Origin of the sequence: Clostridium sp. SM-530-WT-3G (assembly GCF_012843905.1) — a bacterium.
Classification (GTDB): domain Bacteria; phylum Bacillota; class Clostridia; order Clostridiales; family Clostridiaceae; genus Clostridium.
The window spans coordinates 1-20,503 of record NZ_JABAGC010000050.1; the positions used below are offsets into that span (position 1 = coordinate 1).

The following is a 20,503-nucleotide window of genomic DNA, read 5'->3' on the forward strand; positions in this document are numbered from 1 at the left end:
CAAAACCCAAGCTTATTTTAGCTTGGGTTTTGTTGCGTTCAAAAAAGGAGCTACGCACTTTAGTGCGACAGCCCCATAAGATTAATAATTAAAGATTTTTAACAGCTTCACCTAAAACCTTACCAATAGCATCATGAATAACAAGATTAGCTTTATTATCAGCAGAAGTTGAACTCTTATTTATAAGAACAAGGTTCTTGCCTCTAAAATAATCAATAAGTCCAGCAGCTGGATAAACAACAAGTGAAGTTCCACCAATAATTAAAGTATCAGCTTTGGATATAGCTTTAACAGCTCCATTAATCACATCATTATCTAATCCTTCCTCATAAAGAACTACATCAGGTTTAACTTTACCACCACACTTAGGGCAAGTAGGTATCCCCTTAGATTCTAAAATAAATTTTTCATCATAAAAAGCGTGACATTTCATGCAGTAATTTCTAAGAACAGATCCATGAAGTTCATAAACATTTTTAGAACCAGCAGCTTGATGTAATCCATCAATATTTTGAGTGACTATAGCTTTTAATTTTCCCATTTCTTCTAGCTTAGCTAGGGCTATATGAGCAGCATTTGGCTTAGCATCAGGATAAATTAGCTTATCTCTATAAAATTCAAAAAATTCTTCTGGATATCTCATAAACATAGTGTGAGATACTAATTGTTCTGGTGTAAGATTTATTTGTAATTTTTCATTCCATAGTCCATTGGAACTTCTGAAATCAGGTATATTTGATTCAGTGGATACACCAGCTCCCCCAAAGAAAACTATATTATTACTTTCTTTTAGTATCTGAGTTAATTTTTCTATTTCAGTATTCATAAGAAAACCTCCAAATTTAAATTTGGTAAGGTGAACTTATCCTAGCTAAAATATATTCTAGGATAAAATCATCGACCTTTTTATTTTATGATTTTATTATTGCACAAATAAATGAAAAAATGAAATTAGTTAGGTAAAGAAGATATTATTTATGGATTTTTATGGAAATTTTTTCTTTGTACAATTAAAATATATATTAGAGAATTATTGAAAAAATATATTATAGTGGATGAATATTCTACTAAATTTAAAAGGATGGTTGATTATGAAAAAAAATAATGCTATATCATTAGATGAAAATTCTGATGATATATCAAATAAAAAAGAAAATACAGTTATTGTATTTATTAAGGAATGGATAGTACCGATAATAGCTGCTTTAGGCATTTGGTTTTTATTAAATAAATTTGTATTTATTAATGTAATTCTACCACCAAGTGGTTCAATGATTCCTACACTAAATAATAATGATAGACTTATTGCTTCTAGAGTATGGAATAAGGATGATATAAGAAGAGGAGACATAATTATATTTAAATCAGATGAGCTTAATGAACTTCTTATAAAGAGAGTAATAGGACTTCCAGGAGATCATATAGAAATTATTGATGGTGTTGTCAGTGTTAATGGAGAAAAAATAAATGAGGATTATGTTAAAAATAATAAAGAATATACTGGAGTATTTGATGTTCCTGAAAGTAAATTATTCTTCTTAGGAGATAATAGAAAGGAATCGTATGACTCTAGATATTGGGACAATCCTTATATTGATAAATCATGTATTGAAGGAAAGGCACAATTTAGATATTATCCTATTAATGATATGAAAATTATTAAATAAAATATAAAGTAAATACGCACTTAACTTTATTTTAGGTGCGTATTTTTTATCATTAATTATCTTTGGAACAGTTAGCAGCATCTATAGCTATTACTAATAACAATCCCATAATTTCATTTTCAGGATTCATAAAATCCAGCACATAAGTATCTCCAAAATGAAGAAGTTCTTTTGATATATGCATAATTATATTATTATGGTTATCTACAACATCATAATCCCAACCCAATATATCTCCTGTAACATGCCAATCATTGTAGTTTATATGGTATTTAGGCCTGAATAATGTAAGTTGTTTTCTTATAGAACCAATATTATTTCCATTAATGTATATTTTGAATTCAGGAAGAAATTTAAGTAATCTTTCTGATATACTTCCAATTTCTAAGTTAGTGAGCGTGTTATATACATGTATCTTATGGCCGATTGAAAAAAATTCACTTCTCACATAATATTTTGCACATCCATTTTCATCATAAACATCATAAGTATCTGTCCAAGAAAAAACTCTTTGTTTGATTAAAAGCTTCATCTATATCTCTCCTTAAACTTATTCATATATTAAGCATATGTTATCACAAAATAATAATCTGTAATATTAATTTATCCTTAACTTTAGCAAATTAAATCTTGTGAATTTATCATGGAAATAATTTATAATTAATGATGTAATATTTGTAAATTTGGAGGGGGAAGGGAATATGATATGAAGATTGATAGGTTATTTTCTATAGTGTAGATATTAATAAATAAAAAGATAGTTACAGCGGGAGAACTTGCAGAATATTTTGATGTATCAGTACGTACTATTTACAAAGATATAGATACATTAAGCAGTAATGGTATACCAATTTATTGTTTGCAGGGAAAGGGTGGGGAAATATCAAAAAGAAAGATAGAATCATATAAATTAATATTTAAGGGACATCAGTGGTATGTTTATGGATTTTGTAGGATGAGAAATGAATTTAGATTTTTTAAATTAACTAGAATAGATGATTTAACTATTTTAGATGATATCTTTGATAGAAGAGAAGATATAGCTATAAATACCAAATATAATATAGATAATTATGAAATGATAAAGGTGAAACTAAAGATAAATTCAAGGATGGCAGCAAGAGTTTATGATGAGTTTAGAAAAGAAAAAATAATATTCGATGGAGAATATTCCAGAATGAGTGGTAGAAAAAATTATACCTGAAGGTAAATATGCTAAATTTATAATTATAGGACATCAGGTTAAGGCTGTACAGGAGTTCTGGAGAAAGTTATGGAAAATGGATCTTAATAGAAGTTATAAGTGTGATTTTGAAGAGTATCAGAATGAAAGTATGGAGAATGCTGAAATTCATATTTATATATCAATAAAATAATAAATTAAGGATAAGTATAGTTTATAAAAGGCATTACAAAAACATATAAATTTTTGCAATGTCTTATTTTTTATGCTGAATAATATACCTTAAAAAATAACTTAGAAAATGCAAAATAAATAAAGGATATAAACATGATAAAAAAATAGTATAAATTAATAGAAAATAGTAAAAAAACACTTCTTAAAAATAAAGCAAATAATGTAAAATTATTGAAATGAGAGTTTGTGAGAATTTTTGATTTTTATGCTGCTACCTGCGTTTTTTATGATTTTTTAGAAAAATTAGTTCGTTTTATGTATTTTTATACTGGAATTTATAAAACAAAGAAATTTTACTTAAATGTATTCAATATTGTTTACTGTATTTTTACAAGAATGCTTTACAAAGTATAAAAAGATATGGTATTTATATATGTATCAAATAAAGATTCAAAAGAAATATTTTTAATTTTGAAACGTATCTAAAATCAAGTATATCTTTTGATACTGTAGGAGGGTGAAATGACTAAAAAAGTATTTGCATATGCAAGAAAAAATATAAAAAATGAACTGATAGATGAGCAGATAAAATTAATAAAAACTTACTGTGAAGATAATGATATAGAATTAGATGAAAGAGGTTTAATAATTGACGACTCAGAAAATACATTTTTAAGAGAAGGATATAATGCATTATGTAGTTACATGATGAGAGATGGTGACGTGCTTATTATCAGTGAATTAGACAGGCTAGGAAGAGATATAGGTGCTATAAAAGATGAATGGATAAAATTAAGTAACAATGGAATTGAGCTTATAATATTAAATAATCCATTGTTGAGTACTTATGATAAAAGTGATACGGAAAAGGACGTTACTAAAAGAGTAGTATCTGAATTGCTTATTTATATAAGTGAAAAAGAAAAAGCTAAGAATAAGAGAAAACAGGCAGAAGGGATCCAGGCTTTGAGAGAAAAAAATCATGGGAGAGGTGTTGGAAGACCAAAAATTAAAGTGAACAAAGATTTTAAAGTTCAATATAAATTGTGGAAAGGTGGAAGGCAGACGGCAGTTCAGACTTTTAATAATCTTGGTCTTACAAAGGCTACATTTTATAGATTAGTTAAAGAATATGAGCAGGAGAATAATAATTAAGTTATTTTGAGAAAAAATAGAATTATGATAAATACCTAAATATATTGAAAATACTAGTTTTTATGATAGATATAATATGAAATATCAAAAAAATAAAAAAAAATTAAAAAAGTTGTTGACATAAGGTATATTTCTAGATATAATTCTATTTGTGATCTGGTGATGACGGCGTAGAGGTAACACTCCTTCCCATTCCGAACAGGAAAGTTAAGGTCTACAGCGCCGATGGTACTGCATGGGAGACCGTGTGGAAGAGTAGGACGTTGCCAGGTGAACATGGCTCGATAGCTCAGTCGGTAGAGCAGAGGACTGAAAATCCTCGTGTCACTGGTTCGATTCCAGTTCGAGCCACCATAAAGCACTAACCCAGTTAGTGCTTTTTTTGCTTTTAAAATTAATATGTTGTATAAGCATAAATATTAATAAATGCTTGAAATTATAATAAGCGTATATTTATAAATGATAAAAAAGCTGCTATAAACCGCAGCTTTTAATAATATTGGATTAAAAAATTATTTATACATCACATTCTTCAACTTCTATAGAATAATTATTGCACTCAGGGCATACTGTAACATTTACTATATAACTTTTATCTACTTTTCCTATACTAAATAATTTATTGAAAGATTTATCTCTATAATCTTCAGAAATAGTACTTATAATATATTTATTGTCTTTAGTAAAGATGTAAAAGTGATATTCTAAATAGCAATAGTATTTTCCTGCAGGCTCCTGAGCGTCACATGAACACTTTCCAGAATAATATTCTTTTGAGAAAATAACTTCTTCACCTTCGTTTAATGCTTTGAGAGCAGCATTTAAGTCAAATCCTTCAATTTCTTCTTCATTAAAGAATATACCTTCGCAATTAGCTTCGCTTAATACATATTCTTTGTCTTTGTAATTAAATTTGTATTCCATAATATTTCCTCCTAATAATTTTTATATTTATTATATATGAGTTTTTTAAAACTATCTATTATTTATAATTAAGAATAATGTGAGTAGATTAAAGAGAATTCTTTTATTATAAACCAAAAAAATCATTTCTATGTGTTTTTTTTAAGTGTGAAGTACATATATTAAAGTATGGTAGAAAATGATATGAGGAATTATGATGATAAAATTTATAACTATTTCAATATTGTTTATGGTTGTTGAATGTATGCTTGCTGATAAGCTTGAATCTTTGTTGAATGAAAAAGATAACGAGAAAGGACAAGAATATAAATATGAAGCAGATATAGAAACACTTAAGATTTTAAGTGATTATGGACTAATTAATAGTGAAAGTTATAAATGTGAATCAAATACTTTAGATAAAATATGATTTGATTTTATTGAGACGTATAAAATATTATTAAGTGTTTCAATTTTAAATTGATCTTTTGAGATTAGAATATAAAAAATAAAACATGGCATGCCATGTTTTATATGTTTTCTATTTGCCAGTCGATTGGCGTTTGATTTGTTGAAATTAAAAAGTCATTAGCTTTGGAAAATGGTTTACTTCCAAAGAAGCCTCTGGAAGCTGAAAGTGGACTTGGATGTACTGATTTTATTATAAAGTGCTTTGGATTAGTTATTAAATTTTCTTTGGATATTGCATTATTACCCCAAAGAATAAATACTACAGGAGTTTCTTTTTTGTTAAGCACTTTTATAACTTCTGTAGTAAATTCTTCCCAACCTTTATTTTTATGAGAATTTGCATCACCAGCTCTTACAGTAAGAACTGTATTTAATAGAAGTACACCTTGGTCTGCCCACTTTTTTAGATAACCATTATTAGGTATATAACATCCTAAGTCAGTATGTAATTCTTTGTATATATTTATTAATGAAGGTGGTGTCTTTACACCAGGATTAACAGAGAAACTTAAACCATGAGCTTGATTAGGACCATGATATGGATCCTGTCCTAGAATTACTACTTTTGTATCTTTGTATGAAGTATAATGTAGAGCATTAAATATATCGTACATATTAGGATATATTACTCTTGAATTATATTCATTTACTAAGAATTTTCTTAGATTTTTATAATAATTCTTTTGAAATTCTGAAGCTAAATACTCTTTCCAGTCATTTTTTAATATTTCCGTCATAATATCACCCAAAATATATTATACCATTTTAGTATAATATTATGTTAAAAAGGGGAATTATTACGAATATATAACTTATAATAAATTTAATCTTCTAAAATATAGAAATTATAAAAAACATACTGTTTAAAGTAATAAATTAGATATCATAGATATTAATATGAAAATTTAGAGATTAATTTTATTGTTAGTATGATTATATACTGTTAAAATAAGAGAGGATATAAAATTTTATAGAAAAAGGTGAATTAATATGGAAAATAAAGTATTAGCAGTTGCTGCTGGAAACGAAATAACAGAAAAAGATTTAAATGCAATAATAGCTAGATATCCACAAGAAAGAAGAGCTGCATTCCAAAATGAGCAAGCTAAAAAACAATTAGTGGAACAATTAATTTCGTTTGAATTAATGAATAAGTTTGGAAAAGAATTAAAATTAGATGAAACTCAAGAATATAAAGATGCAATTGAAAGCATTTCTAAAGAAGTGATGACTTCAATGGCTATAAATAAAATATTATCTGATATAACAGTTACAGATGAAGAAGTTAGAAAGTACTATGATGAAAATAAAGAAGCATTCGAAACACCAGCTACAGTTTCAGCTAAACATATATTAGTTGCTACTGAAGATGAGGCTAAATCTATTAAAGAAGAAATAGAAAATGGTACTATTTCCTTTACAGATGCAGCTATGAAATATTCTACATGTCCATCTAAAGAACAAGGTGGAGCTTTAGGAGAATTCTCAAGAGGAATGATGGTTCCTGAATTCGAAGATGCTGCTTTTAATGCAGAAATAGGAGTAGTAACTGAACCAGTAAAAACTCAATTTGGATATCACTTAATAACTGTTGATTCTAAAAATGATGCTTCTACTAAGAGCTTTGAAGAAGTTAAGGATGCAGTTTTACATCAATTAATTCAAGAAAGACAACACAAGAAATATGATGAAATGTTAAAAGAATTAGAAGATAAATATGGTGTTGAAAGAAAATAATTAATTAAAAAGCCATAATGAGCATATTATTCACGCTCATTATGGCTTTTACTATATCTATAATAATTCTAAATATGAATCTATATATTTATCTGCTAATTTGCATAATTCTTCTTTATCTAATATAGAGGCTTCATCTTTTACGGCTACTACAGTCATATTTGCGGATTTTGCTCCTTTTACAGCAGGAATTATATCCTCAAATACAGCGCAGTTTTCTGGAGAAGCATTAACTTTTTGTGCAGCTAATAAGTATACATCAGGAAAATTCTTGCCTCTCGATACTTCATCTGTTACAGTTATTGAATCAAAATAATCATATATACCATTATTTTTTAAGCAGGCTTCCAATAGGGGGATAGAGTTACTTGTAGCTAGAGCTATTTTTATATTTTTAGATTTAAGCATGTCTAAAAATTGCTTTACTCCATCTTTTAGTTTGACTTTATTAGCATAAAAATCGAAAGACATTTTGTGCCAGTCTTCTAATATTTCTTCAACTGAATCTGATAAATCAAATCTTTTCTTAAAGTATTCTGCAGTTTGTAAAAAGCTCAAATGAGATATTTCTTCTTTTAAATTTTCAGGCACTGTGTGACCTTTTTTTCTTAGATATTCAATATCTATTTGATTCCATACCCACATTGAATCTACTAGTGTTCCATCAAGATCAAAAATAACAGCTTGTATATTATTATGTATAAACATTAAGTATCCTCCTAATAAAAGTTATTATTTAATTGGTTGCTTTTATGTGAATATATTTAAAAACAACTCTTAAAAATATTAATTATATAAATTTGGTTATAACAAAAAAACTTAAGGAATAATCCTTAAGTTTTTTTACAATTAATTTGGTCGGGGTGACAGGGATCGAACCTGCGACCTCATGGTCCCAAACCACGCGCGCTCCCAGCTGCGCCACACCCCGGAGATATTACTATTATATATCTAAATTTATATTGTGTCAAGTGAATAAATTTGAGTAAAAAATAATTGTTTAGTAGAAAATAAAATGTTGTAATTAAGAAAAACAAAGTAAAATTAAAAATATCATAAAATAATGAGGAGATTGATAAGAAAAAGAGGGAAAAATAGAAAATATATATATATCAATGAAATAACTTGATTTTTCAGAGTTTAGATATGTTGTCCATATTAGGAAAAAGTGCTATACTAAAAATATTGATTTTTATGAATAAAAGGAGGGAAGGTTCAAAAGGGACCGAGAGTAAATGAAAAAAAGAATTCTGGCACTTATGCTAACGACAGTTATGGCTGTAGGTACCTCAATACCAGCATTTGCGACACCAGATAGTACCAAGTTAAATGAAGGTAGACAAAAATACGCAGAAATTGAAAGCAAAATAGCCGATATTGAGAATAAGATATATGATTTAAATACACAAATTGAACCATTACAAGTAACAGTAGATAAGAATAAAAAAGAAATCGATAACATAAATAATGTTATAGATAATACTACAAAAGATATTGAACAATGTAAAAAAGAAATAACTTCACTAGATGAAGTATTAGGCCAAAGGGTTAAGGCTATGTATATGTCTGGTGATTTAGAATTCAGTTATTTAAGTTTTATTCTTGATTCAGATTCAACAAGTGATTTCTTTACAAGATTACAAGCAGTTTCACAAATTGTTGGTAAAGATAAAGAGGCTATCGAACAAGTTAAGAATAAAAAAGATGAATTAAATAATAAGATACAATCATTAGAAGATAAAAAGAAACAAATTGATAAGCTTAATGAAGAAGTACAAGCAAACTTAAATGAGCTTGATGGAAAGAAAAAAGAACAAGAACAATTAGCAAATGAAGCTAAAGAAGAAAGATCTAAGTTTGATTCAGAATATTTATCAACATTAGAAAGAGAAACTGTACAAACTCAATTTGATGTTATAAATAGTTCAAACAGTACTTCATCTGAAATACAATCTGCAATTACTCAATTAAGAAATGTTAGAGATAATCAGCTTAAGAGTGAAATTGTAAAGTCAGAAGTTAATGATATGATTGAAAAAGGTAAGACTGCATATGATCAAAAGAAAGCACAAGAAGATGAAGCAGCTAGAGCAGCAGCTGCTGCACAGGCAGCGCAAGCAACTGTTTCTACTCCAAATAGAGGATCATCTTCAAATAAAAGTACTTCAGCAGCTCCTGCACCAGGAGCAGGATCATCTGCTATATTAAATGAAGCATATAAACACTTAGGTAAACCATATGTTTGGGGAGCAACAGGAGAAAATACATTTGACTGTTCTGGATTTACACAATATGTGTTTAAGCATGCATTAGGCAAAGATATAAGTAGAACAACTTATTCACAAATTAATGTGGGTACTCCAGTAAGTCAAGCAGAGCTTCAACCAGGAGATTTAGTATTCCCACATACAGGACATGTTGGAATATATATTGGAAACGGACAAATGATTCATGCACCACAAACAGGTGATGTTGTAAAAATTAGTCCAGTATATAAATTCTATGCAGCTAGAAGAGTAAGCTAATAAGAATTTACATAATTAAATTATGAAAAATAAAACCTTTCTACAATAAATAAGTAGAAAGGTTTTTTGCATTTGTATACATGAATGATATAATAATAATTACTTAATTATATAGTGATGAGGAAAATAAAAATGGATAAGATAAATGAAAAAAAGTATATAAATAGTGATGAAAATATAGATGACCTTCAACTAAAAGGATTATATCTAATCCAAAAACAAGATGGTTTTAAATTTGGAATTGATGCTGTACTATTATCTGATTTTGCACAAGTTAAAAAGAAGCATAGAGTTATGGATTTGTGTACTGGTACAGGAATAGTACCATTTCTTATTTATGGTAAATATGAACCTCAGAAAGTATATGGACTAGAGATACAAAGTGATATGGTTGAGATGGCTGAAAGAAGTGTTAAACTTAATTCTCTAGAGGAAAAAATTGAATTTATAAATGGAGATTTGAAAGATATTGATAATCTTAAAAAACTAGATAGGTTTGATGTGGTTACAGTAAATCCTCCATATAAATTAAATAATTCTGGTATACTAAATCCTTTAGATAAACTTGCAATTGCTAGACATGAAGTATTATGTAATTTAGAAGATGTTATAGCAGCATCTAGAGTTCTTATGAAGGATAATGGGAGGATGTTTATAGTTCATAGACCTGAGAGATTAGCAGATATATTTACTCTTATGAGAAAATATAAAATTGAGCCTAAAAGGGTTAAAATGGTACATCCAAAGATAGGAAAAGCACCTAATATAGTACTTGTTGAAGGGCAGAGAGATGGGGGAGCTTATTTGAAGTGGGAGGATCCATTATATGTTTATGATGAGAAAGGAAATTATACTAAAGAAATAGATGAAATATACGGGAGGTAGTAATAGCATGGAAAGAGGAAAATTATATTTAGTACCAACGCCAATTGGAAATCTTAAAGATATTACATTAAGAGCATTAGAGGTGTTGAAAGAAGCAGACTTTGTAGCAGCAGAAGATACAAGACAGACGTTAAAATTATTAAATCATTTTGAGATAAAGAAGCCACTTATAAGTTACCATAAGTTTAATGAACAAGGGAAAAGTAATGAAATAATCAATCATCTTGAAGAAGGAAAAAATATAGCTCTTGTATCAGATGCTGGTACTCCAGGAATATCTGATCCAGGAAGTGTTATAGTGGAGAGATGTATACAAGAAAATATAGATTTTGAAGTTCTTCCAGGAGCTACAGCTTTTACAACTGCACTTGTTTATTCAGGATTAGATACTACTAAATTCTTGTTTAGAGGCTTTCTACCTAGAGAAAATAAAGACCGTAAGAGTGTAGTTGGCGAATTATTAAATTGTCAGGAAACACTTATATTTTATGAAGCACCTCACAGACTTTTAGATACATTGCAATTTTTATTAGATACATTTGGAGATAGAAAAATTGCTGTATGTAGAGAACTTACTAAATTATATGAGCAGATATTTAGAGGGCAATTAAGCGAAGCACTTAATTATTTCATTGAAAATAAACCTAGAGGAGAATTTGTTATTGTATTAGAAGGGAAACAACTTGAAGAAATTAAGCAAGAAAAAAGGGATTCATGGATAGATTTATCTATAGAAGAGCATATTCTTAAATATATGAATAATGGGATAAGTAAAAAGGAAGCTATAAAGATGGTTGCAAAAGATAGGGAACTTCCTAAAAATGAAGTATATAAATATTCCACTAATTTATAATAAAAATTAAGAGGCTATTAATATTAAATATCTATATTCTGAGTAATATAGATATTTAATATAGATATTTAATAAGTTAATAGTCTCTAATAAGTTTATAATTTGTTATAAATCTATTATTATCTATTTTTCATTTCTTCGAAACATTTTTGACAGATATTTTTACCTTTGTAGTTTATAACGTCTCTAGCATCTCCACAGAAGATACAAGCTGGTTCATATTTCTTTAAGATGATTTGTTCACCGTCTACATAGATTTCTAAAGCATCTTTTTCATCTATATCTAAAGTTCTTCTTAATTCTATTGGAATAACTATTCTTCCTAATTCGTCTACTCTTCTAACTACACCTGTTGATTTCATAAAATAATTCCTCCTAATTACACAATTCGACATTCTACAATGTTATATTACCAAGTATGTAATATAAAGTCAATAAATATTTTATTTTCTACATAATAAATTACAAAATTCAACTTTAATACTACTTTTAAATAAAATATACTACCATATTTTAGGGGTGTCAAGTGTACCTATTTACATAAAAGTACAATATTTATAAAAATAAATCACAAAGATTGGAAGATATTCTATTATTAAATAATTAAAAATGTAAATACTAAGTATAATTAGTATTAATCTCAAAAAAATTTACAAATACAAGGATAAAAGTAATATTGGGACTTTTTTATAGAAAAAAAGCAGGTAATAAGATTTTATGTCGATGAATTACATAAAATAGATATTTTTTATTTATGTGAAATCAAGTGTAAATATATGTGAAATATTTAGTGTGAATTCATTAATAATATAGAATGATAATGTTGAAAATAACTTGTAATAAGTTCATGTCTACTATATAATATAGTAAAGATAGGAAAGTGTAGGTGATAATATGAAAAAAAAGTTTGATTCTGATTACATAAAAAATTTAGCAGAAGAAATGTCAAAGAACAGTTCAGTTTCATATGATGATCTACCCAAGTATGATTTATTTTTATCACAGGTTATTGACTATTTGAATGATAAATTTAGTGATGAAAGATTTACTAATAATATAGTGCAGAACTATACAAAAAGTGAAGTTATAACAAGGCCTGAAGATGGTAAAAAAAGAGGCTATACAAAAATGCACTTAATTCAGTTAGTATTACTTGGTTATATGAGACCAGTATTAAATACAGAAGAAATTAAAAAAGTTTTTAGCCTGGCATTTAATGATATAAATGATAGAAACGATGATATAATATCCTGGGAAGATGCATATAAGACATTTGTAAAAATTCAGGAAGAGAGTGTAGATGATTATTTAATCACAGCTGTAACTCATAAAGAAAGACTTGAAGAAATGATTAAAGAATTTAATCTAAAAGAGAATGATGAAGAAAGAATAAAAATATTTCTTTTAGTATTATCTCTTATAGCAGAAGCAAGTGTGATTAAAAAATTGGTGCAGAAGCTTGTAAATGAATATCATGCGGAATGAAATTATTAAAATATGATATAATATATATAGTTTTGAAGAACACTTATTAAATTAGAAAATTGAATTCTAGTTTGGTAGGTGTTTTATAGCATTTAAATAATTATGAGGTTGGTATTATGGATAAAATCATTATAAATGAATCCGTAAGAAGTTTAGTAGAATTCTGCTTATTAAAAGGGGATATAGATAATAGATTTACAGGAAGTGCAAGGGCTATAGAAGGCACAAGAGCTCATCAGAAGCTTCAAGAAGATAATAGTAATATATATGATATATATGAGAAAGAAGTAAAGCTTTCTTTTAAATTTGAGCTTGAAAAGATTACTTTAAAAGTTGAAGGAAGAGCTGATGGAATAATAAATGATAAGGGCAGAATAATTATAGAAGAAATAAAATCTACTTATAATAAATTTGCTTATATTGATGATTCTAATGAAATCCATTGGGCTCAGGCTAAGTTTTATGCTTATATTTATGCTTGTCAGAACAATATGGACAGTATTTATATACGATTATCATATGTTCAGCTTGAAAGTTATGAGGTAAAAAGCTTTGAGAGAAAATATACTCTTGAAGAATTAAAAGAATTTACAAATAAAATAACAAGGATATATGAGGAATTCAATCTTTTGGTAATTGATGAAAAAGAAAAGAGAAATAAATCTATTAAAAATATAAGTTTCCCCTTTGATAAATATAGAGAAGGACAGAGAAAATTAATTAATATAATCTATTATACAATTAAGGAGGGGGAGCTTTTATATGCACAAGCACCTACAGGAATAGGTAAAACTATTTCTACTATTTTTCCATCAATCAAAGCTATCGGCGAAAAGCTTGGTGAGAGAATAATTTATTTGACACCAAAAACAATAAATAGAAAAGTAGCTGAAGATACATTTAGTAATCTTAGAGAACAGGGGTTATATTTTAAGACTATAACAATTACTGCAAAGGAAAAAGCTTGCTGTAATTCTGATTTTGATTGCAATCCTGAAGTATGTAAATATGCAGAAAGTTATTATGATAAAGTAAGACCAGTCATAGTAGAAATATTAAAAAAAGAACAACATATTTCCAAGGAAATTTTACAGGAATACGCACAAAAATATAAAGTATGCCCTTTTGAATTATCATTGGATGTAAGTATGTATTGTGATGGAGTAATATGTGATTATAATTACATGCTTGATCCAAGAGTAAAATTAACTAGATTGAGTGAAAGTAGTGGAAATATTGTACTTATAGATGAAGCTCATAATTTAGTTAATAGAGCAAGGGAAATGTATTCTGCACGTTTAAGCAAGCAGATGATTATGGAGTGCAAAAAGATAACTAAAGGAAAGTTAAGTAAACTTCATGGTATTTTAAATAAAATTAATACTTATTTTATAGGACTTAGAAACGAATGTGAAGAATATGAGAAAAGCTGGTTTTATGAAAATGAAGCGCCAAAAGATTTGATAAAGCTGTTAAGTCTTTTTACAAATGAAAGTGAGAAATTTCTTTTAAGTGGAAATAAATTTGAAGGATACAATGATATCTTAGATTTATATTTTGAAATAAATAAATTTATTTCTATGATGCAGTTATATGATGCAAACTATGTTACATGCATTGAAAGGGAAGCTCAAGAGATTATTTTAACTATCTACTGTGTTAATCCTGCAAAAAATATAAAATCATATTTATCTAAGTTTCATACAGCTATATTCTTTTCTGCTACATTATCGCCTATAAGATATTATGTGGATATTTTTGGGGGGGATGAAAAAAGTTATAGAATGAAACTACCATCTCCTTTTAATAAGGATAATTTAAAGGTATTTGTAAGTCCAATTAATATTAGATATAAGCATAGAAAAAGAACATTAAAGCATGTTGTTGATAAGATATTATCGTTTGTTAAAGAAGAAAAGGGCAATTATATGATATTTGCACCTTCGTATAATTATATGAATCTGTTATGGGAAGAGATTCAAAAGATAGATATAGAGGATTATATTTTTATAAAACAAGAAAGTTCAATGAATGAAGATGAAAAAGAGGATTACTTGAAAAAATTTAGGAATAATAGAAATATAATTGGGCTATGTGTAATAGGAGGAATGTTTGCAGAAGGTGTAGATCTTCCTGGAGAGAAGCTTATTGGCGCTGTAGTCATGGGAGTTGGGTATCCTAAGATTGATACTTATAATGAAATTATAAGAGAATTTTATGAAGAAGAAGGATATGATTATGCATATATATTTCCAGGAGTAAATAAGGTACTTCAAGCAGCTGGAAGAGTTATACGTACTGAAAATGATAAGGGAAGAGTTCTTCTAATAGATGATAGATATATAACTGAAAAATATAGTACATTACTACCTAAAGAATGGTATCCTATGAGAAAATATTAATAAAAAACAACTAAATAAACAAAACGTTTATTTATCTATATAAGTATGTTAAAATATTCATGTTAGTTTTATAACGAATAAGATAAATTTAATCTAAATTATATACATATATTAGAGTTAAGGAGCGAGGAAAATGAATATTCCATTAATTGATCTAAAAGCTCAATACAAATCTATTTCTGAAGATTTAGATAGAGTAACTAAAGAAGTACTTTCTTCGGCAGGTTACATTATGGGAAAGAATGTAACTGAATTCGAAAAAGAATTTGCAGAATACGTAGGAGTTAAACATGCAATATCAGTGGGAAATGGAACTGATGCATTAGTTATTGCATTAAAATCTTTAGGAATTGGAGCTGGAGATGAAGTAATAACTACACCATTTACTTTTTTTGCAACTGCAGAAACTATTTCAGCAGTAGGTGCAACACCAGTATTTGTTGATGTCGAAAAAGATACGTTTAATATAGACCCTTCTAAAATAGAAGAAAAAATCACAGAAAAAACAAAAGCTATAGTACCAGTACATATTTTTGGGCAAAGTGCTAAGATGGACGAAATAAATGCTATTGCTAAAAAGCATAACCTAAAGGTTATAGAAGATGCATGTCAAGCAATAGGAGGAAAATATAAAGGTAGAAATATTGGGACTTTAGGAGATGTTGCATGCTTTTCATTCTTTCCAACTAAGAATTTAGGATGCGCTGGTGATGGTGGTATGATTGTTACTGATAACGATGATGTTGCAACAATTGCAAGAGCATTAAGAACTCATGGAAGTGGAGAAAATGGTCAAAAAGCATATAATTTATTAAATAACATAAATGAAGAAATTGATACAGTTCAAAATGCAGATGATACTGTGTATAATCCATTAAAATATTATAATTATTTAATAGGTTATAATACTAGATTAGATGCTATACAAGCTGCAATTTTAAGAGTAAAGTTACCTCATATAGATGAATGGAATGCTAAGAGAAGAGAAATAGCAAAGGTATATGATGAAAGATTGAAGGATACAGATTTAGTAACACCAGCAGTTAGTGAAGAAAACGTTCCTGTATACCATATGTACATTCTTCAAAGTGAAAATAGAGAAGCTATGCTTAGTAAATTAAAAGAAAAAGGTGTAGCAACAGGAGTTTATTATCCAGTACCATTACATCTTCAAAAGGTTTATAAGGACTTAGGATATAAGGAAGGGGATATGCCTGTGGCAGAATATCTATCACATAGAACATTTGCAATACCAGTATATCCTGAATTAACAGAAGAACAAGTAGATTACATAATAGAAAGTATAAAAAAATAAATTTCTATAATACTTAAAGTCTGTATTGTATAATCTATATTTGTAATAAAAATAAGTAATTTTTGAGGTATCGAAATGGATAAAAATTATTTTGTACATGAGTCTAGTTATGTAGACGATAATGTTAAAATCGGTGATGGAACAAAGATATGGCACTTTTCTCATATTATGAGTAATTGTGAAATAGGAGAAAAATGCAATATAGGGCAAAACGTAGTTATATCTCCAGGCGTTAAGCTTGGAAGAGGCGTTAAAATACAAAATAACGTATCTGTTTATACTGGCGTAATATGTGAAGATGACGTATTTTTAGGACCATCATGTGTTTTTACTAATGTAGTAAATCCAAGAAGCTTTATTGAAAGAAAAAGTGAATATAGAGATACTATAATAGGAAAAGGTGCATCAATTGGTGCGAATGTTACAATTGTGTGTGGCCATAACATAGGAAAATATGCATTAGTTGGCGCAGGTGCAGTAGTTACAAAGGATATACCAGATTATGCTTTAGTTGTGGGAAATCCAGCTAGAATACATGGATATGTATGCAAATGTGGAGAGAAATTAAAATTTAGTGATAATCATGCAACTTGTAGTGCATGTGGTGAAAGCTATATTAAAAATGATGATAAAGTTGAAGCTTTAGAAAAATAGCTAATTATAAAAGAATTTTGATATTAAATTTATGATACATTATGCATTATGCATTATGCATTGACAAGATTACAGGAGGTACATTATGTCAATATTAAAAGAACAATTGTTAGACAAAATTAACAACAAGACTGCAAAAGTTGGTGTAGTTGGACTAGGATATGTTGGATTACCATTAGCAGTAGAAAAAGCAAGTGCTGGATATCAAACTATTGGATTTGATGTTCAAGATAAAAAAGTAAACATGGTAAATGATGGTCAAAACTATATTGGAGATGTAGTTGATGAAAAATTAAAGGAATTAGTTGAAGCTGGAACATTAAAAGCAACAACAGATTTCAGCTTTGTAAAAGATGTAGATACAATATGTATTTGTGTTCCTACACCATTAGATTTATATAAGCAACCAGATTTATCATATGTAGTATCTTCAACAGAAAGTGTTGCACAATATTTACATAAAGGAATGCTTGTGATTCTTGAAAGTACTACTTATCCAGGAACAACAGAAGAAGTACTTAAACCAATTTTAGAAAAGAGCGGTTTAAAGTGTGGAGAAGATTTCTTCTTAGCATTCTCACCTGAAAGAGTAGATCCAGGTAATAAGAATTTCAACACTAAGAATACTCCAAAAGTTGTTGGAGGATGTACTGAAGAGTGTACAGAAGTAGCTGCTGCTTTATATAGAAATGTTTTAGAAGGAGATATACATACTGTATCATCACCAGCTGTAGCAGAAATGGAAAAGATATTAGAAAATACTTTCAGAAATATTAATATTGGATTAGCAAATGAAATGGCTATTCTTTGTAACAGAATGGGAATAGATGTATGGGAAGTAATAGATGCAGCTAAGACTAAACCATATGGTTTCATGCCATTCTATCCAGGTCCAGGATTAGGTGGACACTGTATTCCATTAGATCCTTTCTACTTAGAATGGAAAGCTAAGGAATATGACTATCATACAAAGTTAATAGAAACTTCAGGAGAAATAAATGATTCAATGCCTGAATTTGTATTAGATAATGTGATGAAAATATTAAATAAACATAAAAAAGCTCTTAATGGTTCAAAAGTACTTGTAATGGGAGTTGCTTACAAGAACGATATAGATGATTATAGAGAATCACCATCATTCAAAGTAATAGAACAATTTGAAAAGAATGGTGCAGAAGTTTTAGTAAATGATCCTTACTGTCAAGTATCTAAATACAAGGATAAGACTTACAATTCAGTAGATTGGAAAGAAGTCATTGATGAAGCTGATATTGTAGTTATAACAACTAACCATAGTTGCTACGATTATGAAGAAATAGTAAAAAGAGCTAAAGTTGTATATGATACAAGAAATGCTACTAAGAATGTAGTAAACAACAGAGAAAAGATATTTAAATTATAGTTGCTAATTTAGGACAGTAGGTATAGATGTTATAAGTTGTTATACATTTATGCTTATTGTCTTTATTTTTGTCTAAATACATATAATAATTTTTTAATATATTTATGTTAGGTAAGTATTTTTTAATTTATAAAATACATATAAAGATAGAAATAGAATAAATGATTAAAAATGAGAACTACTGTCATAATAATGACATATAAATATCTGATAATTTATATGGGATAGTATTTAATGTAAAATACAACGAAGGGATTAAAAAAGATGAAAAGGATATGTAGCTTTATAATACCCATAATAATTGCAGTAATAGCTGCAATATTATCAAATAATATTTTAGATAAAAAAATAAGTTATTTATCTGAGACAAAAGATTTATCTGAGTTTGCTACTAATTATGGTGATTTTTCAAAAGATAGAAGTATTGTGGCGAAAAAAGTTTTAGGGGATAAAGGAGATTTATTTTTATTAGGGTCATCTGAAATGAGAATTGATGTGCCTCAGAATAGTTTGAATTTGTTTCCTATAAAAGGTGCAGAATATAATATAAGTTCTTTTGGAAGAGGCTATTGTCAAAATCTACAACAGGCTTCAATGATTGGGGCGTGTAATTTAAAGCCAGATCAAAAGCTTGCATACATTCTTTCTATTCAATGGTTTGATGATCAAGCAGGCGTAAATCCAGATAAGTTTGCTAGTAATTTTTCAGATATAGGATTTTATGAATTTTTAAATAATCCCCAAATAAGCGAAGATAATAAAAAATATTATGCAAATAGAACTTATAATTTATTATATCAAGCTAATAAGTTTGAGCCAGAAGCAATATATGCAAAATTATATTGCAGTAATAGTTTTTCATCAAAAATTATAAGAAATATATTGAAGCCTTATTATATGACTAAAGTTTATTTGTCAGAAATAAAAGATAAAGCATTAATATATTCTGAACTTAAAAAGCTTCCTGAAAAGACACAAGATCAAAAGGAATATAAAGAAGTAGATTGGGATAAGGAATACAATGAATTATTAAAAGAAAGCGAACAAGTGATATCTAATAATGAATTTAATCTAACAGATAAGTATTATAATGATAATGTTAAAGATATAAAAGATAATGTTAAAGGAATGTTAAGTTCCCAAGATATAATGAAATCATTAGAACTAGATGATTTTAAATTTTTCTTAGGAGTATGTCATGACTTGGGGATAAAGCCATATATTATTATGCCTCCGGTTAATGGTTGGTATTATGATTACTTAGGATTAAGCATGGATGAAAGATATGAGTATTATAATACTATAAATAGTCTTGCTGGCAGTGAAGGTATAGATGTTCTAGATTTAAGGGAATATGAGTATCAAAAAGATTTCTTGATGGATGTTATGCATTTAGGAGGAGAAGGGTGGTTGAAGGTAAGTGAAGGAATTTATAATCACTTTAATAAAGAATAAGGATATACAGAGGGGAGTGTCGTTATCAGTCATATTAGTAATGGCACTTGTAGTTTATTTTTTCTATTCATTAAACGAACTTCCTTTTGTATACAGCCAGTTTTAATTAATATATTAATTTTTAAGATAACTTGGAGGCTTTTAACTGTTAAAAATAATCCTCAAGAACAACTTAATCATTTTTTAGGTTTAAAGTCAGAAAAACAGATAAATAAAAAAATAATAGGATATTGTAGA

21 protein-coding genes, 2 tRNA genes, 1 rRNA gene and 1 pseudogene are annotated in these 20,503 nt (G+C 27.9%); 18 read left to right on the top strand and 7 right to left on the bottom strand.

Translation table 11 applies throughout. From position 1 onward, the window contains the following. Positions 1–88: 88 nt before the first annotated feature. Positions 89–826 (bottom strand): NAD-dependent protein deacylase, encoded by a 738-nt coding sequence (locus tag HF850_RS13820; protein ID WP_169106021.1) that lies wholly within the window; start codon positions 824–826, stop codon positions 89–91. 265 nt (positions 827–1,091) lie between these two features. Here HF850_RS13820 and lepB point away from each other — a divergent pair, with 265 nt between their 5' ends. Further along, a complete protein-coding gene (gene lepB / locus HF850_RS13825) occupies positions 1,092–1,667 on the top strand; it encodes a signal peptidase I (protein WP_169106022.1) in 576 nt (191 codons plus the stop codon). 52 nt (positions 1,668–1,719) lie between these two features. On the opposite strand, the gene HF850_RS13830 is transcribed toward lepB, so the two are convergent. Further along, entirely contained in the window at positions 1,720–2,199 is a 480-nt protein-coding gene (locus HF850_RS13830) for a hypothetical protein (RefSeq protein WP_169106023.1), read from the bottom strand. Between the two features lie 225 nt (positions 2,200–2,424). Between HF850_RS13830 and HF850_RS15895 the strand changes: the two genes are divergently transcribed. The 5 genes from HF850_RS15895 to HF850_RS13855 all read left to right on the top strand — a co-directional run bounded on the left by HF850_RS15895 (position 2,425) and on the right by HF850_RS13855 (position 4,533). Beyond that, complete coding sequence (locus HF850_RS15895; protein WP_347564441.1) at positions 2,425–2,871, top strand: WYL domain-containing protein; 447 nt, start codon at positions 2,425–2,427, stop codon at positions 2,869–2,871. Beyond that, on the top strand, positions 2,849–3,043 hold the full coding sequence (locus HF850_RS13840; protein ID WP_169106024.1) for an effector binding domain-containing protein: 195 nt from the start codon (positions 2,849–2,851) through the stop codon (positions 3,041–3,043). Before HF850_RS15895 ends, HF850_RS13840 begins: the two co-directional genes overlap by 23 nt. A 503-nt stretch (positions 3,044–3,546) precedes the next feature. Then, positions 3,547–4,179, top strand: a complete 633-nt coding sequence (locus HF850_RS13845) for a recombinase family protein (RefSeq protein ID WP_169106025.1) — start codon at positions 3,547–3,549, stop codon at positions 4,177–4,179. Between the two features lie 155 nt (positions 4,180–4,334). Then, a 5S ribosomal RNA gene (rrf, locus tag HF850_RS13850) occupies positions 4,335–4,451 on the top strand. A 6-nt stretch (positions 4,452–4,457) separates the two neighbouring features. Beyond that, positions 4,458–4,533, top strand: a tRNA-Phe gene (locus HF850_RS13855). 162 nt (positions 4,534–4,695) lie between these two features. Here the strand turns inward: HF850_RS13855 and HF850_RS13860 are convergent. Next, positions 4,696–5,103: a DUF3785 family protein gene (locus HF850_RS13860; protein WP_169106026.1), complete on the bottom strand. Its 408-nt coding sequence runs from the start codon at positions 5,101–5,103 to the stop codon at positions 4,696–4,698. Between the two features lie 196 nt (positions 5,104–5,299). Here HF850_RS13860 and HF850_RS13865 point away from each other — a divergent pair, with 196 nt between their 5' ends. Then, a complete protein-coding gene (locus HF850_RS13865) occupies positions 5,300–5,512 on the top strand; it encodes a hypothetical protein (protein ID WP_169106027.1) in 213 nt (70 codons plus the stop codon). A gap of 100 nt (positions 5,513–5,612) precedes the next feature. On the opposite strand, the gene HF850_RS13870 is transcribed toward HF850_RS13865, so the two are convergent. Continuing rightward, a complete protein-coding gene (locus HF850_RS13870) occupies positions 5,613–6,290 on the bottom strand; it encodes a uracil-DNA glycosylase (protein WP_169106028.1) in 678 nt (225 codons plus the stop codon). 253 nt (positions 6,291–6,543) lie between these two features. Between HF850_RS13870 and HF850_RS13875 the strand changes: the two genes are divergently transcribed. Next, positions 6,544–7,290 carry a peptidylprolyl isomerase gene (locus HF850_RS13875; protein WP_169106029.1) on the top strand — a complete coding sequence of 249 codons (747 nt, stop codon included), beginning with the start codon at positions 6,544–6,546 and terminating at the stop codon, positions 7,288–7,290. A gap of 57 nt (positions 7,291–7,347) precedes the next feature. Here the strand turns inward: HF850_RS13875 and HF850_RS13880 are convergent, their stop codons facing one another. Together HF850_RS13880 and HF850_RS13885 are read right to left on the bottom strand one after the other, a co-directional pair. After that, positions 7,348–7,992: an HAD family phosphatase gene (locus HF850_RS13880; protein ID WP_169106040.1), complete on the bottom strand. Its 645-nt coding sequence runs from the start codon at positions 7,990–7,992 to the stop codon at positions 7,348–7,350. Positions 7,993–8,145: 153 nt separating this feature from the next. Further along, a tRNA-Pro gene (locus HF850_RS13885) sits at positions 8,146–8,221 on the bottom strand. A 304-nt stretch (positions 8,222–8,525) separates the two neighbouring features. On the opposite strand from HF850_RS13885, the gene HF850_RS13890 reads away from it, so the two are divergent. From HF850_RS13890 to rsmI, 3 genes are all read left to right on the top strand, one after another. Beyond that, a complete protein-coding gene (locus tag HF850_RS13890; protein WP_169106030.1) occupies positions 8,526–9,815 on the top strand; it encodes a C40 family peptidase in 1,290 nt (429 codons plus the stop codon). A gap of 132 nt (positions 9,816–9,947) precedes the next feature. After that, positions 9,948–10,700 (top strand): tRNA1(Val) (adenine(37)-N6)-methyltransferase, encoded by a 753-nt coding sequence (locus HF850_RS13895; RefSeq protein WP_169106031.1) that lies wholly within the window; start codon positions 9,948–9,950, stop codon positions 10,698–10,700. Positions 10,701–10,707: 7 nt separating this feature from the next. Continuing rightward, positions 10,708–11,553 (top strand): 16S rRNA (cytidine(1402)-2'-O)-methyltransferase, encoded by an 846-nt coding sequence (gene rsmI, locus HF850_RS13900; protein WP_169106032.1) that lies wholly within the window; start codon positions 10,708–10,710, stop codon positions 11,551–11,553. A 119-nt stretch (positions 11,554–11,672) separates the two neighbouring features. Here the strand turns inward: rsmI and HF850_RS13905 are convergent, their stop codons facing one another. Continuing rightward, positions 11,673–11,915, bottom strand: a complete 243-nt coding sequence (locus HF850_RS13905) for an AbrB/MazE/SpoVT family DNA-binding domain-containing protein (RefSeq protein ID WP_169106033.1) — start codon at positions 11,913–11,915, stop codon at positions 11,673–11,675. Positions 11,916–12,447: 532 nt separating this feature from the next. On the opposite strand from HF850_RS13905, the gene HF850_RS13910 reads away from it, so the two are divergent. The 7 genes and pseudogenes from HF850_RS13910 to HF850_RS13940 form a co-directional block, all read left to right on the top strand. Beyond that, positions 12,448–13,038: a DUF1836 domain-containing protein gene (locus tag HF850_RS13910; RefSeq protein WP_169106034.1), complete on the top strand. Its 591-nt coding sequence runs from the start codon at positions 12,448–12,450 to the stop codon at positions 13,036–13,038. 116 nt (positions 13,039–13,154) lie between these two features. Then, positions 13,155–15,440: an ATP-dependent DNA helicase gene (locus tag HF850_RS13915; protein ID WP_169106035.1), complete on the top strand. Its 2,286-nt coding sequence runs from the start codon at positions 13,155–13,157 to the stop codon at positions 15,438–15,440. Positions 15,441–15,573: 133 nt separating this feature from the next. Further along, complete coding sequence (locus tag HF850_RS13920; protein WP_169106036.1) at positions 15,574–16,755, top strand: DegT/DnrJ/EryC1/StrS family aminotransferase; 1,182 nt, start codon at positions 15,574–15,576, stop codon at positions 16,753–16,755. A 75-nt stretch (positions 16,756–16,830) separates the two neighbouring features. After that, entirely contained in the window at positions 16,831–17,409 is a 579-nt protein-coding gene (locus tag HF850_RS13925) for an acyltransferase (protein WP_169106037.1), read from the top strand. A gap of 85 nt (positions 17,410–17,494) precedes the next feature. Further along, a complete protein-coding gene (locus HF850_RS13930) occupies positions 17,495–18,811 on the top strand; it encodes a nucleotide sugar dehydrogenase (protein WP_169106038.1) in 1,317 nt (438 codons plus the stop codon). 264 nt (positions 18,812–19,075) lie between these two features. Continuing rightward, a complete protein-coding gene (dltD, locus tag HF850_RS13935; protein WP_169106039.1) occupies positions 19,076–20,266 on the top strand; it encodes a D-alanyl-lipoteichoic acid biosynthesis protein DltD in 1,191 nt (396 codons plus the stop codon). A gap of 162 nt (positions 20,267–20,428) precedes the next feature. Then, a pseudogene (locus HF850_RS13940) lies at positions 20,429–20,503 on the top strand (IS607 family transposase); the annotation flags it as partial.